Origin of the sequence: Sphingobium sp. BHU LFT2 (assembly GCF_018604485.1) — a bacterium.
In the GTDB taxonomy this organism is placed as follows: Bacteria; Pseudomonadota; Alphaproteobacteria; order Sphingomonadales; family Sphingomonadaceae; genus Sphingobium; species Sphingobium yanoikuyae_A.
The window spans coordinates 151,311-165,838 of the sequence record NZ_JAFCGW010000008.1; the positions used below are offsets into that span (position 1 = coordinate 151,311).

Below are 14,528 nucleotides of genomic sequence, written 5' to 3' on the forward strand. Positions count from 1 at the left end.
AACTAACACACATCATGTAAAAACCGACAATTATAACATACTTTGTGTAAATGTATCATGTATGTAATTGATATTACTTCCTATTGATAGGAATCATATAGGTTCAACTTAGGAACAAGGCTGCTGAAGAAGATGTTCCTAAGCCTATCGCCGGCCTCGGGGCAGGTGTGAGCCATGCTCGGTTTGGGGACTGATTGGGAAGGAGCGGCCGTGGAAAAGATATTGGTGACGGGCGGAGCAGGCTTCATCGGTCGCAGCGTGTGCCGAGAACTGCTGCATCGCGGGTACCAGGTCCGCGTGCTCGACAGCCTGATCGAGCAGGTCCATGGTGATAACGGACGCCCGGAGGACCTAGACCCGGCTATCGAATTGATCCAGGCCGACGTGCGCAATGGCGATGCGGTCGAACGCGCGCTTAAGGATATCGACAGCGTGGTCCATCTCGCGGCCGAAGTCGGTGTCGGCCAATCCATGTACGAAGTCGAGCGTTATACGTCAGTCAACGATTTTGGGACCTCCGTTCTATTCGAGCGGCTGATCGGCCGTCCCGTTCGCCGGGTCGTGACAGCATCGTCGATGAGCATCTACGGCGAGGGTCTGTACCGCAGTTGCGATGGCCAGCTTGTGCAGGATGCCGAGCGCGGCGTTGTCCGGGATAAACAGCGTCAATGGGAACCGCTTGATGCAAGGGGCCGGCCGCTTACGCCAGTCGCGACGCCTGAATGGAAGCGGCCGAGCCTCACCTCCATCTATGCGCTAGGCAAATATGTGCAGGAGCGTACCACCCACATCATGACCACTCCGTACGGCATGGAAGGCGTGTGTCTGCGTCTATTCAACGTCTACGGTCCAGGGCAGGCACTGTCCAACCCCTATACCGGCGTGCTCGCTATCTTCGCCTCGCGTCTGCTTAACGGGCAGCGTCCGATGATCTTCGAGGATGGCGAGCAGCGGCGCGACTTCGTGCATGTCAGCGATGTGGCTCGCGCTTTCGCCGACGCACTGGAACTGCCGCAGGCAGCCGGCGGCACCTTTAACATCGGATCGGGCGAGGACCGATCGGTCACCCAGGTCGCGCAGGCGCTGGCACGCGCCATGGGACGCAACCTCGTCGAGCCTGACATCGTCGGGAAGGCGCGGACTGGCGATATCCGCCATTGCTTCTGCGACACCAGCCGGGCTGACGACGTTTTGGGGTTTAGGGCACGCCAGGACTTTGAGACCGGGCTGGCCGAACTCGCCGAATGGGTCGCCAGCCAGACGGCTTATGACCGGGTGGCAGAAGCCTGCGGGGAACTGGAAGCGCGGGGCTTGGTCGCATGATTGGAACCGATTCTCGACCCGTCCTAATAACTGGTGGCGCAGGCTTCATCGGCTGCAACATCGCCGACCGGTTGGCGGGAGAGGGGCACGAGATTATCATTTACGATTCCCTCGCTCGGCCGGGAGTGGAGCGCAATCTTGCCTGGTTGGAGGAGCGTCATGGCGCGCGCATCGCAGCGGTGCTGGCGGACATCCGGGACGAGGACCGCTTGTGCCAGGCGGTGAAGTCCGCCAAGGCGGTGTTCCATATGGCCGCGCAGGTCGCCGTGACAACGAGCTTGGCGGAGCCGCGCTTGGATTTCGAGGTGAATGCGCTTGGCACGCTTAATCTTTTGGAAGCTGCCCGCCGTTGCCCCATCCCGCCGCCGATCGTCTTTGCCTCGACCAACAAGGTCTATGGTGAACTGGAGGATATTGCGCTCGGGCAGACCAGCCAGGGCTATCTGCCCGTCGACCCGGCCATCGCTCGCAACGGCATAGACGAGAGCAGGCGGCTCGACTTCCATACTCCTTATGGATGTTCCAAGGGAGCTGCCGACCAATATGTGCTCGATTACGGTCGTAGCTTCGATGTGCCCACCGCCGTGCTGCGGATGAGCTGTATCTACGGCCAGCGTCAGATGGGGACGGAGGACCAGGGCTGGGTCGCCCATTTCCTGATCCGGGCGCTCGATGGCGACCCGATCACGCTGTACGGGGACGGATGGCAGGTTCGCGATATATTGGACGTGGCCGACGCCGTCGAAGGATATCTAGCTGTCTGGCGCAATATCGATCGACTTCGCGGCCGCGCCTTCAATCTGGGAGGGGGTAGCAGCAATGCTATAAGCCTGCGGACCCTGCTCTCTTATATTAGCGACCACCTCGGCTGCCCCGTCAGGATCGAGACATCGGCCTGGCGCGCGGGGGACCAGCGCTTTTTCGTGGCGGACAGCCGGGTGCTGCGTGAAGCGGCGGGCCTGGACAGTTTCAAGCCATGGCGTCAGGGGGTTGCAGACCTTGCGGCGTGGCTGAAGGAGGATCGGGCATCCCTCGGCCCGATCGGGGCCACCCCTATTGCCCAGAGGGCATGGTGATGGCCTGCCGACATCTGTTGCTGACGACGGACGCAGTGGGAGGCGTCTGGCAATATTCGATCGACCTGGCAGAGGCGCTGCAACCCTTGGGCTATGAAACAACGCTCGCTGTTCTGGGCCCGCCGCCGTCCTCGGCGCAGCGCGCGCGCGCCGGCAAGCTGCGTCTGATCGAGACCGGCCTAGACTTGGAATGGCTCGCCAGCGGCCCAGGAGCCGTCCTGGTTACCCAGCGCGAGCTTGCAACCCTAGCGGGCGATCTGCGCGCGGATGCCGTTCAGTTGCATAGTCCCGCGCTCATTGGCGCGAACCGATTTCCCTGCCCGGTCGTGGCGATGCTGCACAGCTGCGTCGCAACTTGGTGGACAGCGGTGCGCGGTGGACCCATGCCGGCTGACTTCGCCTGGCGCACCGACTTGGTGCGGCAGGGCCTGGCGCGCGCGACTATGGGCGTGGCGCCCAGTGCCGCCTTCGCGCAGGCGGCGATGCTTCACTATGGCGCGGCGCCGCAGGTCGTCTACAACGGACGCGCGCTGGTCGCCCGTCCTTCACCGATGCAGGATTTCGTCTTTACCGCCGGCCGTTTGTGGGACGAGGCCAAAAATGTTCGGCAACTCGCTCGCGCAGCTGCCGGTATCCCCGTGCCGTTCAAGGCGGCTGGGCCGGTGCGATCGCCGCAGGGTGATGTGACCGGCTTCGACACGCTGCATCTGCTGGGCACCCTCGACGAGGCGGCGTTGGCTCGGGCGCTAGGTGCCCGGCCGGTTTTCGCTTCAGCCGCACTATACGAACCTTTCGGCTTGTCGGTGCTGGAGGCAGCTTCGGCCGGATGTGCGCTCGTCCTGTCGGACATCCCGACTTTCCGTGAACTGTGGGGAGGTGCGGCAGTCTTCGTCGCCCCTGATGACGCCAAAGGGTTCTGCGCCGCGATCACCAGCCTGATCGAGGATCGCGCCAAACGCGTGGCGATGGGGGAGGTGGCACGCGACCGTGCCCGGCGCTACTCGCCTGCCGCAATGGCACAGGGCATGGCAACCCTCCACGCTCGCGCGCAGGAACGGAACGCGGCATGAGGATCGTCTATTTCACACATTCTCTGCTATCATGCTGGAATCATGGAAATGCCCATTTCCTGCGCGGCGTGCTGCGCGAACTCGGTGCGTTGGGCCATGAGGTGGTGGCGCTAGAACCTTTGGACAGCTGGAGCCTGAGCAATCTGACGGGAGACCATGGGGAGGCGGGGCTCGAAGCGTTTCGCAAGGCCTATCCCCAGCTGCATCCGCAGGTCTACAGCAGGGATGCCGATCTTTTCTCGCTGCTCCACGGTGCGGACGTCGTGATCGTGCACGAATGGAATGAGCCCGCGCTCGTGGCGGCGATCGGGCTGGTGCGCAGAGGCAGCGATTTCAAGCTTTTGTTCCACGACACGCACCACAGAGCCGTCTCGGACCCGGAGGCGATCCGTGCCTTCGACCTAACCGATTATGATGGCGTGTTGGCCTTCGGCGAGGCACTGAGCGAGGTCTACCGCCGCTGGGGCTGGGGGGAGCGGGTCTGGACCTGGCACGAGGCGGCAGATTTACGCCACTTTCATCCGCCGGCGCAGGAAGGCGAGCGCAAGGGCCTTGTCTGGATCGGAAACTGGGGGGACGGGGAGCGCACGTCGGAGCTGGAGCATTTCCTATTCCGTCCTGCTGAGCAGGCGGAGCTGCCGCTCGACATCTACGGCGTCCGCTACCCGACCGAAGCGCTGGCGATGCTGGAGCGACATGGCGCGCGCTACCATGGCTGGGCTGCCAACGCCGCGGCTCCGAGCATCTTCTCCCGCTATCTAGCGACCGTCCATGTCCCTCGGCGTTATTACACGCGAATGCTGCCCGGCATCCCGACGATCCGCGTTTTCGAGGCGCTGGCCTGCGGTGTGCCGCTTGTCTGCTCGCCATGGGAGGACAGCGAAGGGTTGTTTCGGCCGGGCAAGGATTTCCTTGTCGCCAAGGATAGCAGAGAGATGTTCGAACATCTGCGAGCTATCGCCGCCGACGCCGACTTACGTGACGCCCTCGTGCGCAGCGGACTTGAGACAGTGTGGAACCGGCACGGCTGTGCGCATCGCGCCCGCGAGCTGCTAGCCATCGTTGACACGCTGTCGTGCTCTCCCGCCATCTCTGAGGAACACGTCGCATGAAGATCGCCTTCTACGGCTCGAGCCTGCTTTCGTCTTACTGGAACGGCGCTGCGACTTATTATCGCGGTATATTGCGCGAGCTGGCCGCATATGGCCACCAGATCAGCTTCTACGAGCCCGATGCATTTGAACGGCAGCAGCATCGCGATATTGATCCGCCGGCTTGGGCGCGCGTGGTGGTCTATCCCGCGACGCCGGACGCCGTGCTGCGCGTGATGGACGAAGCGGCCTATGCCGACGTGGTCGTTAAGGCGAGCGGTGTCGGCATGTTCGACGATGAACTGCTAGAGGGCGTGATGAAGCGGGCGGCGCCTCACGCACTGCGAATATTCTGGGACGTCGATGCTGCGGCCACGCTGGACGAAATGCGCTGCGACGCGGATCATTCGCTCCGCCGCGCTCTGCCTGGGCTCGATCTCATACTGACCTATGGCGGCGGCGACCCGGTCGTGGATGCCTATCGCGACCTTGGCGCGCGGGAATGCATTCCGGTTTACAACGCCCTCGATCCAGAAAGCCATTTTCCTGTCGCGCCCGACGCCCGATTCGACTGCGACCTTGCCTTCCTCGGCAACCGATTGCCCGACAGGGAAGCACGGGTCGAGGAGTTCTTCCTGCGGCCCGCCGCTCTCCTTGCCGATCGCCGTTTCTTGATTGGAGGCAGCGGCTGGGCGGACAAGGCGATGTCGCGCAATGTTGCCCGGCGCGGCCATGTCTACACGGCCGAACATAATGCTTTCAATTCTACGCCGCTAGCCGTTCTCAACGTCGCGCGGGACAGCATGGCAAAAATGGGTTTCTCACCAGCGACCCGGTTGTTCGAGGCTGCAGGCGCGGCGGCCTGCCTCATCACGGACGCCTGGGAAGGGATCGAACGATTCTTGACCCCCGATCGGGAGGTGTTGGTCGCCCGCGACGGCCAGGATGTGGCTGAGCATCTTACCGCCATGACCCCTCAGCGGGCTCGAGCTGTCGGACAGGCAGCGCTAGAGCGCATTCGTCGCGAACACAGCTATGCCCTGCGGGGTGCGCAGGTCGACGCCATCCTGCAAGACAATGTTGCCGGTCGTCAGGCGATGGCGGTGAGGACATGAAACTTGTCGTCCTCGGCCTGAGCCTTTCTTCTTCCTGGGGCAATGGCCATGCCACCACTTTTCGAGCGTTGCTTTCAGCCTTTGCCCGGCGCGGGCACGACATCCTGTTTCTCGAACGGAACATGCCCTGGTATGCCGCGCACCGAGACATGCCATCGCCTGATTTTTGCCGACTTGCTTTCTATGAGGACCTGCCCGGTCTCGATCGCTGGCGCGGCGAAATCGCAGCGGCTGATGCCGTGATAGTGGGTTCCTATGTGCCCCAAGGCATCGAAGTGGGACATTATGTGCAGGATCATGCATGGGGTGTTCGTGCCTTCTACGACATCGATACCCCCGTGACCCTTGCAGCGCTTAGCAAGGGCCAGTGCGAATATCTGACGCCGGACCTTGTTAAGGGCTATGGTCTTTATTGTTCCTTCACCGGCGGCCCGGCCCTCGATCTGCTGGAGCGCGAATACGGCTCTCCTATGGCGCGAGCGCTCTATTGCTCGGTCGATGTCACCGCCTATCGGCCCCTGTCGATACCATTGCGGTGGGATCTCTCCTATCTTGGAACCTACAGTCCAGACCGTCAGCCGACTCTCGAAAAGTTGCTGATCGAACCGGCGCGGCTGATGCGCGAAAGGCGCTTTGTCGTCGCCGGTCCGCAATATCCATCCGATATCGACTGGCCAGCCAATGTGGAGCGGATTGAGCATCTGTCGCCCGCCGACCACGCCGCATTCTATTGTGCCTCGCGCTACACGCTCAACGTCACCCGCGCGGACATGATAGCGGCGGGATGGTCGCCCTCGGTCCGGCTCTTCGAGGCCGCCGCATGCGGCACGCCAATCATCACGGATATCTGGCCGGGGTTGGCCGATCTTTTTACGCCCAATCGCGAAATCCTTTTCGCCGACAAGGGCGAGCAGATCGTCGCCTATCTCGACGATCCTCGTCCGCATATCGGAGAGGCAGGTCGAACGCGCATCCTGTCATCTCATGGTGCCGATCATCGGGCGCAGGAACTTGAAAGCTTTCTGCGGGAAGCAGGCGTCGCTCACGCTGCCCCTGCGATCGTCGCGGCACAATAGGATGAGGAGAAGAACGCCGATGAAACAGTCAGCCATTGTCGCTCTGGTTGCCGGCGGAGCGGGCTTTATCGGATCCCATCTCTGCCGCGCACTGCTCGACCGGGGATTCGAGGTCATCTGCCTCGACAATCTTCAGACTGCGCGCCAGATCAATCTCGTCTCGCTCGAAGGCGCGCGCGGCTTCACCTTCATCCATGCCGACATCGTCGATCCGCTGCCTGACTCAGTGACGCGCCGCCGGGACATCGGCCGCATCTACAACCTGGCTTGCGCGGCATCGCCGCCGCAATATCAGGCCGATCCCGAGCATACAATGCTGACAAGCGTGGTGGGGACTGATCGCCTGCTTAGGCTTGCCGAGCAGACTCGCGCGCGCTTCTTGCTAACGTCGACCAGCGAGGTCTATGGCGATCCAGAGGCCCATCCTCAACGCGAGGAGTATCGAGGCTGGGTAAACTGCACCGGGCCGCGCGCCTGCTATGATGAGGGCAAGAGGGCCGCGGAAGCGATCGCTTTTGACTTTGGGCGGCTCGGCCGGGCCGATGTGCGGGTTGCGCGCATTTTCAACACATATGGCCCCAACATGCATCCCGATGACGGCCGCGTAATTTCTAACCTGCTCTGTCAGGCGCTGTCGGGCGAGGACATCACCATCTATGGCGACGGGTCACAGACCCGCAGCTTCTGTTTCGTGTCCGATATGGTGGACGGGTTGATGCAATTGATGGAAGCAGACGGAATTGAGCTGGCACCAGTCAATCTCGGCAATCCGGAAGAGTTTACGATACTGCAACTCCTAGAAAGGGTCGTGGCGCAGACGCGCAGTACATCGCGCGTGAGCTACAAGAGTCTTCCCATTGACGATCCACGCCGCCGCCGGCCCGACATCGGACGCGCGCGCGATCTGCTTGGTTGGACCCCCCGTGTCTCGCTGGAGGAAGGCTTGCGGATCACCTGCGATTTCTTCGCTACCGAGCTGCGCAGCGGAGGGGACGACATCCGCCGGCTAGGCGGAGACAACAGGCAGATTGCAGCGGAGTGACTATAGTGGCCATGGCCCGCCATCATATTCAAGATTGCTCCGCACGAAGCCGGCCTTGGGCCCATCGCAGTCTTCTGGAAATATTCTCGACCCGCGAGTGGCCAGCATTACGTCCTCGCGCATGCCGCGCATGATCGGATTCATGAGCATCTGCGTCATCCCACAAAATGGGCCGGCCGCATCTGCATCATCGCAAGCCTGTAGTCATCCCGGCGCCCGAGGTCCGCTCGCTTCGAAAAAAATGCCCAGCTCGCAAGATAGATTGGTGGCGTATATCCACGCGTGGAGGCGGCCAATTTGACGATCCGTCGCCGCAGCCGATGGGGCGCTGCCTCACGGCTGTCCAAGGTAACAACTGCGCCCTGTCTCGCTTGGTGGGCATGGAGCTTGGCAGCACAGTCCGGGCGAACGGAACAAGGGCCTGAAGAAAGCTCAAAGGCCTCTGGCGCCCCCAGGAGTCGCTGCGAAGCTCGATGGGTCATCGCTGGAAGCTGGCTATATCTCCAGGGCGGGTTGAAGGAAGGCACAATGCCTATGCGTGGCCGCCATGCGAGGCTGCAGATGGATTTTGTGCAGGGTGGCAACATGTTCGGCGATGATGCCGCGCGGCGCGAAACGCTTTGCCGTGCACAGCTGCAGGCTCAAGAAACTCCTGACTCTTTTGGTACTCCACGTACGCATCTTTGAACAGGTTGACCGGACAGTGCGTGGTTGCCGCTGCGGGCTATCACATGGCAGCGGGTACGGCCTTTCTTAATGTCGGTTTGACGTTCTCGCTGCGAGCCGTGCAGCTTATCAGACGTGTGTCTTTCTTAGTCCAGCAAGAGACAACATATGTCAGTTTGCTGATCCGCCATTGCGCTACCATGGCGGCAGGGGGTTTTGACAGGGGATAGTCCATGTTGAGCCAGATCGTATCGGAGGAGGATCTTGCCTTTTTCCGGCCGCATGAGTTTCTCGTGCGCGAGAGTCAGAAACCAAAGCGTCTGTTCCAGCTGCTCGAGGGTTGGGCATGTCGGTATCGGATGTTGCCGGACGGGCGGCGCCAGATCACCGCGCTTTATCTGCCGGGCGATTTTTGCGAGCCACATTGGGCGCTCGGCCGGCCCGCCTCACAATCCATCGTTGCTCTGACGAACATCCGGGCGCGCAGCTCGCCATGCGAAGTGCCCACTTCAGTCGGCGGTCATAATCAGCAAGAGGGCTTCTGGAACGACCTGTTAGACGGATGGGAACGCCAGTCCAGTTGGCTTGTCACCTTAGGCCGCCGCACTGCTCTTGAGCGCCTATCGCATCTGCTCCTCGAATTGTTCGCGCGAATGCGCCAGTCGGGCCTCACCTATGGGTCTCAATGCGCGCTTCCTCTAACGCAGATGGACATCGCGGATCTGACGGGTCTGACGCCGGTCCATGTGAACCGAACCCTACAGACGATGCGCAGCAAGGGGCTGGTGGAATTACAGTCCAAGTGGCTTCGGATTCCGGACATGGATGCCCTCAGGCAGGCCGCGGCCATGTCGACAGATAGCTTTCTGTGATCCAGCCGATGCCGCCCGTTCACAAAATCGATCTGGCATATTTCAGATCCTGTCGGTCGGCCCGGCTCAATTTTTAAAGATATTGCCCGATGAAACGTCCCGTGGGCCCTCACTCTGCGGATGCGGCTGTTGTTGGGAAGTTGCACAAGAGCTAGATTGACTGCTGCGCGATGTTCAAAGGAATATGGCCACTCCCCTTTTTGTTGAGCTTCAGCCTAGGGAGACGTGCCGCCGGTTGGGCATCTGCGTTGAAGTTGCCGCCGCAGCCTGATCGCCCCTGCCGAGAGGAAGCCCACGAAAATCAGGCCTTTCTGTGCCGAGCGTAAAGCAGCGCAGCAACAATTGCAGCGGACCCGATCCCAATCGCAGCGCTAACTACGGTGCCGCCTGAGGACGACTGCTTCCCCGTACCTACTTCGCGGCTGTCTGCCGGGTCCGGATAAGCCCCGATATTTTCTGGGAGCGGTGCCGGATGGAGAGGGTAAGGCGGTCTGCTGGCCGGTGGTACCGATGGCTTGTGGGTCATGTGTTCTCTCTTTCTTAATCTTCCTCCAACGATCTTTTGTGACGGAGGTTGCCACCCATGGCTTGTGCTGGACCGAACCGGCAATTTCGCTCCTTCCCGCGCGCTGTTGATCGCGCCTTGCAGTCCGGCCGCTGCTTGGCGCTTGGGCGCGCCTGGAATAAATTTTGGAACGACCGCAACTTCCTGGCCGGTGCCAGCGAAACTCAATGAGGAAGGCTGGTGCATCACGGCCTCCCGCCCGAAATGAGTAGGAGTAAGCCAAATGAAGTTCCCACAGAAAATTGCCGGCATGTTTGCCGGTGTGATGATGATTGCTTGCGTGTCTACGCCTGCCATAGCTGCCCTTCCTCAGGGCGCGAAGGCTCCCGATTTCAAACTCAGTGCGGCCCTGGGGGGCAAGCCTTTTAACTTCTCGCTCGGCGACACGCGTCGCAAGGGCCCCGTCGTGCTCTACTTCTTCCCGGCAGCCTTCACCAAGGGATGCACGATCGAGGCACATATGTTTGCCGAAGCGACCGACGACTTCAAGGCGCTTGGTGCTACCGTCGTCGGCGTCACTGCCGGGGCAGTGGATAGGGTCGCCGAATTCTCCAAGTCCGAATGCCGTGACAAGTTTGCCGTCGCTGCAGATTCCGGCGCCAAGGTGGCTGCGCAATATGAGACGGTCATGAAGTTGCCGAACCAGACGCTGTCGGAGCGCACGTCTTTCGTCATCGCCCCGGACGGCAAGATTCTGCTCAGCTACACCGACATGAATCCGCAGGAGCATATCGCCAAGGCAATGGCTGCTGTGCGCGCCTGGAAGGCAAAGCATAGCTGATCGTCCCAGACCCAATCGCTCCCTTGCATCACGGGGTTCCCATGTTGTTCGCTATACTTTCCGCATTTGCTGGCGGCCTCATCCTCAATCTCATGCCATGCGTCTTCCCTGTCATATCGCTCAAGGCCTTCGGGCTCGTGCGCCAAGGGGGCGATCAGGTCCGGCTGCGACAGGAGGGTATGGCCTTCTTTGTCGGCTCACTGCTCGCCATGCTTGCACTTGCTGGCGTATTGCTGGCGCTTCGGGCCGCCGGCCAAGGCGTGGGCTGGGGGTTCCAGCTCCAATCCCCGATCATCGTTACGCTGTTGATATTGGTCATCCTTGCTTCCTCGCTTAATCTTTTCGGCCTTTTTGAGTTCGGCGTCGGATTGCAGCGTGCCGGGCAGCAGATGGATACCAAGCAAGGGTTGTTAGGGGCTGCGCTTACCGGCGCCCTTGCCATCGTTCTGGCAACGCCGTGCGCGGGGCCGTTCATGGCCGGAGCGCTTGGCTATGCGCTCGTTCAACCGCCCCTGGCCGGCCTTGCGGTATTTGCAGCGCTCGGCGCCGGGGTCGCTGCACCATTCACATTATTGTCCTTCAGCCCGGCGCTCGCACGTCGCCTGCCGCGCCCGGGGCCCTGGATGTCCACCCTCAAGCATGTGCTGGCTTTTCCTATGCTTGCTGCTGCGGCTTGGTTGGTATGGGTGCTTGCCCAGCAAACCGGTCCGTCGGGACTTGCATTGATCCTCGGCTGCGCTGTTGGTCTGGCTTTTGTAGGCTGGATCTATGGAATGGCGCAAAAGCGGGGCTACATGGGGCAATCAACTGCCGTCTTCCATATTGTCGCAGGCGCGGGTGTTGTGGCGATCGGTACGGCGATCCTGTTGCCCGATAGCGCCATCCGGTCCCCTGTGCCGGCGGCATCCGCTTTGGCAACCATTGCTGATCCAGCTGAAGCAAATCCTGCCGAGGTACGTCCGGTCGCGTGGTCGGCCAAGCGGACCCAAGTGGAACGCGCTGCAGGACGGCCGATCTTCGTCGATTTCTCGGCAGCTTGGTGCGCGACATGTCAGGTCAACGAAAAAGCTGTCCTTTCAACCAAGGCGTTCAAGAATGCCATCGCTCGAACCAGGACCGTGTATATGGTGGCAGACTCGACAAATTATGATCCCGCGATCGAAAAGGCGATGAATGATCTTGGCCGTACAGGCCTACCCCTTTATCTCGTCTATCCAGCCGGTGGTGGCGACCCAGTGGTGCTGCCACAGGTTCTGAGCCAGGACATTGCCATCAAGGCTCTCGAAGCCGCAGCACGCGGAAAGGCTTGAGGTCAATGTTTCGATATTGCCTCCGTCGGGCGCGCGCATAGCCACTGTGCGAAACGAAATCCCTCATGAGCGGGACTGGCCGGCGCTGATGCGCCGGGCACAGGATGGGGACCAGGCGGCTTACCGCCTCGTTTTGCTGGCCATACTGCCCGTGATACGCGCCTTCGCGAGACGCCGGATCTTTGATGAGATACTTCTCGAGGACGTGGTTCAAGAGACACTGCTTACGGTCCACAAATTGCGGCACACCTATGACCCGCAACGCCCGCTCCTGCCGTGGCTCGCGACTATCACCTTCGCGCGTGCAATCGACGCCACGCGCAGAACAGTAAGGCTGCAGCGCCGTGAGGCTGCAGATGAAGACGCCATGACTTCAGCCGTCGACGACAGCTGGAATGAGCAGATCGAAGCCCTGGCGAATGACAATGAAGTTGGACGGCTTCTGAGCCGACTACCTGACCGGCAGAGAATGGCTGTTGAAATGGTCAAAATTCGCGAGATGAGCCTGGATGAAGCTGCAGCCGAAACTCGCACATCGGTTTCAGCAATTAAATCCTTGCTGCACCGGGCTATTTCAAGTCTTCGTGAAAATGGGAGCCAATAATGGCAGACCACGAAAAACTGATTGATGATTTATGTGCCAGTGCCACCCCGGTGAAGAGGGTCGCGCCGGTGTGGAAAAGGCTACTCTGGCTGTTGCCCATGATGCTGGGGCTTGCCTGCCTTAGCGTAATATCCTTCAGAATTGCTGCGGGAGGTTGGTCGTTCCCATCGGGCAGCAGAGACATGGTCAATGCCATCTTATGCCTGTCCCTGGGCGCGGCAAGCTTGGCGCAGGCGCTGGCGATAGGCGTCCCGGGACTGGTTTGGCGAGGCCGCAGGCTGCTGCTGATGGGTACCGCAGCCTGGCTTGCGATGACGGGGGTCGGATTGGAGACACCATCCGGTCAGGCCATCGTTCCAGACGATCAGCCATTTTGTTTTGCCTTCCTGTTGGCTGCCGGCCTTCCCATGGCAACTACCGCGATTTTCGCGCTTCGTAGAACCCGTTCGCTCGAACCTGTTCGTGCACTTGTCGCTGCAGGAATGGGGGTCGGATTTCTTTCCTTCGGATTGCTCGCCTTTTGCCATCCGGGAGGTGTCTCAGCGAGCGATTTCATCACGCATATAATGGCCGCTCTAGTCATAGGGCTTTTAACATTGGCTGTCGGTCGAAAAATTGTTTCGGTGTGATTGTTCCCGTCCACGCGCGCGAACCTCAATCCGAAGCTTGGTCGCACTTTGCCGCTGGCAGGTCGGTTGGTTGACCGACAGCCTCCGCCAAATTCGATCTTAGCGCGCTATGCTAGTTTGTTATAAGATGCCATTGACGTGTCGGCGTTCGGGACGTCTGGGTAAAGCCAGCTTGGTGATGCCTTAGCAACACGCCGTTGATGACCAACTTTGTGGCTTTTCAGCGCACGCTTTTTATCCCGTCAGTCTCAGGCAAGACGGGGGTGGCGGCACAACCTATCGGAGTGGGGGCAAGGTCTACGCCGCCTTGCAATGCGGCGAAAATTTCGCCTGGATCGGTCTATCACGTGGTGGGCGTGGATCATCGATTTTGGTACGCTTTCAAAGCAATGGACGTCGGGCTGAAGGCCGACGAGAATGAGCCGCTGCTTCTTGGGCTTGGCGGATGGCGTCCTGAGCGTGAGGAGAAATCTCGAACGCCCAGCGCGTTCGCTATGTCTTTTTTGAGAATGCGACGATAGTCACATAGTCTAAGTCGATGGCATGTAAGGTAGATACGGGTCGACTGATCAGGTTACCGCCATGAACCAGGGCCCATTTCCAAGATCCTGAGACTTCCTCTTGAGCGCGAACAGCATCTAAGAATTTATTTCCTTGTCGCTCTCCATATCCTTGCGGCAAGGTTGAGCGCGCGAAACAGTGCCGCGACGGTTGGGCATCTGAATGTCGTGGTCGCTGTGATCGGACGCATGCTTGCGGCGCGGAAGCAGACGTTCAACCAAAGTCGCTGCCCCAAGCAGCAGAAGGGCGAGGACAGTCCCAGCCAACACAAGAAGATACTGACCCGCTCCGGCCGTAATCCCTACAGCTGCTGCCATCCAAAGACTTGCCGCTGTTGTCATATTGCGTACATCGCCCCCGCGTACGAAGATCAGGCCGCCCGCTATGAAGCCGATCGCTTGCGCAAGTCCCTGTATGACGCGTACTGGATCACCCTCGCCATGATGCTCGACCAGCTCGAGCGCAGACAAGGTAAGCATGCTGGAACTGAGCGAAACCAGGCCATGCGTTCGCAGGCCCGCATCATGGCCTCGCCGCTCGCGTTCGAAACCAAGTGCCAAACCAAGTGCGGTTGCAAGACCCAGCCTTGCCAAGGTGGTTGTCAGATCGTCTTCAAGCATTGTGGCCTCCGGAGCGGAATGTCACGACGTGGTATATATAGTGAAGAAGAATAGCCGCAATAACGACCGTGACCGCTATCTCCAGATACCGGTCGATAGCGCCGAATCCGCGTCCCAACCAGTGGCC

At 60.5% G+C, this 14,528-nt stretch carries 14 protein-coding genes; 13 read left to right on the forward strand and 1 reads right to left on the reverse strand.

What is annotated here, in order from left to right; translation table 11 throughout:
* Positions 1 to 210 precede the first annotated feature (210 nt).
* From JQK15_RS16095 to JQK15_RS16155, 13 genes are all read left to right on the forward strand, one after another.
* Positions 211 to 1,323 carry an SDR family NAD(P)-dependent oxidoreductase gene (locus JQK15_RS16095; RefSeq protein ID WP_214866414.1) on the forward strand — a complete coding sequence of 371 codons (1,113 nt, stop codon included), beginning with the start codon at positions 211 to 213 and terminating at the stop codon, positions 1,321 to 1,323.
* On the forward strand, positions 1,320 to 2,399 hold the full coding sequence (locus JQK15_RS16100; RefSeq protein WP_214866415.1) for an SDR family NAD(P)-dependent oxidoreductase: 1,080 nt from the start codon (positions 1,320 to 1,322) through the stop codon (positions 2,397 to 2,399). The genes JQK15_RS16095 and JQK15_RS16100 overlap by 4 nt, the downstream gene beginning before the upstream one ends.
* Positions 2,399 to 3,469 (forward strand): glycosyltransferase family 4 protein, encoded by a 1,071-nt coding sequence (locus JQK15_RS16105; RefSeq protein ID WP_214866416.1) that lies wholly within the window; start codon positions 2,399 to 2,401, stop codon positions 3,467 to 3,469. Before JQK15_RS16100 ends, JQK15_RS16105 begins: the two co-directional genes overlap by 1 nt.
* The gene (locus tag JQK15_RS16110) at positions 3,466 to 4,581 is read left to right on the forward strand and encodes a CgeB family protein (RefSeq protein WP_214866417.1); all 1,116 of its coding nucleotides are present in this window, start codon (positions 3,466 to 3,468) and stop codon (positions 4,579 to 4,581) included. The genes JQK15_RS16105 and JQK15_RS16110 overlap by 4 nt, the downstream gene beginning before the upstream one ends.
* Positions 4,578 to 5,675: a CgeB family protein gene (locus JQK15_RS16115; protein ID WP_214866418.1), complete on the forward strand. Its 1,098-nt coding sequence runs from the start codon at positions 4,578 to 4,580 to the stop codon at positions 5,673 to 5,675. Before JQK15_RS16110 ends, JQK15_RS16115 begins: the two co-directional genes overlap by 4 nt.
* Positions 5,672 to 6,751 (forward strand): CgeB family protein, encoded by a 1,080-nt coding sequence (locus JQK15_RS16120; RefSeq protein WP_214866419.1) that lies wholly within the window; start codon positions 5,672 to 5,674, stop codon positions 6,749 to 6,751. Before JQK15_RS16115 ends, JQK15_RS16120 begins: the two co-directional genes overlap by 4 nt.
* A gap of 19 nt (positions 6,752 to 6,770) precedes the next feature.
* Positions 6,771 to 7,793 (forward strand): UDP-glucuronic acid decarboxylase family protein, encoded by a 1,023-nt coding sequence (locus JQK15_RS16125; RefSeq protein WP_214866420.1) that lies wholly within the window; start codon positions 6,771 to 6,773, stop codon positions 7,791 to 7,793.
* Between the two features lie 528 nt (positions 7,794 to 8,321).
* Positions 8,322 to 8,480 (forward strand): hypothetical protein, encoded by a 159-nt coding sequence (locus JQK15_RS16130; protein WP_214866421.1) that lies wholly within the window; start codon positions 8,322 to 8,324, stop codon positions 8,478 to 8,480.
* A gap of 212 nt (positions 8,481 to 8,692) precedes the next feature.
* On the forward strand, positions 8,693 to 9,331 hold the full coding sequence (locus JQK15_RS16135) for a Crp/Fnr family transcriptional regulator (RefSeq protein ID WP_214866422.1): 639 nt from the start codon (positions 8,693 to 8,695) through the stop codon (positions 9,329 to 9,331).
* Positions 9,332 to 10,119: 788 nt separating this feature from the next.
* Entirely contained in the window at positions 10,120 to 10,677 is a 558-nt protein-coding gene (locus JQK15_RS16140) for a peroxiredoxin (RefSeq protein ID WP_214866423.1), read from the forward strand.
* Between the two features lie 41 nt (positions 10,678 to 10,718).
* Complete coding sequence (locus tag JQK15_RS16145; RefSeq protein WP_214866424.1) at positions 10,719 to 11,987, forward strand: protein-disulfide reductase DsbD family protein; 1,269 nt, start codon at positions 10,719 to 10,721, stop codon at positions 11,985 to 11,987.
* Between the two features lie 88 nt (positions 11,988 to 12,075).
* Entirely contained in the window at positions 12,076 to 12,591 is a 516-nt protein-coding gene (locus JQK15_RS16150; RefSeq protein ID WP_214866425.1) for a sigma-70 family RNA polymerase sigma factor, read from the forward strand.
* The gene (locus tag JQK15_RS16155) at positions 12,591 to 13,220 is read left to right on the forward strand and encodes an NrsF family protein (protein ID WP_214866426.1); all 630 of its coding nucleotides are present in this window, start codon (positions 12,591 to 12,593) and stop codon (positions 13,218 to 13,220) included. Before JQK15_RS16150 ends, JQK15_RS16155 begins: the two co-directional genes overlap by 1 nt.
* Before the next feature lie 638 nt (positions 13,221 to 13,858).
* Here the strand turns inward: JQK15_RS16155 and JQK15_RS16160 are convergent.
* Positions 13,859 to 14,401, reverse strand: a complete 543-nt coding sequence (locus tag JQK15_RS16160; protein WP_214866427.1) for an MgtC/SapB family protein — start codon at positions 14,399 to 14,401, stop codon at positions 13,859 to 13,861.
* Positions 14,402 to 14,528: the final 127 nt, after the last annotated feature.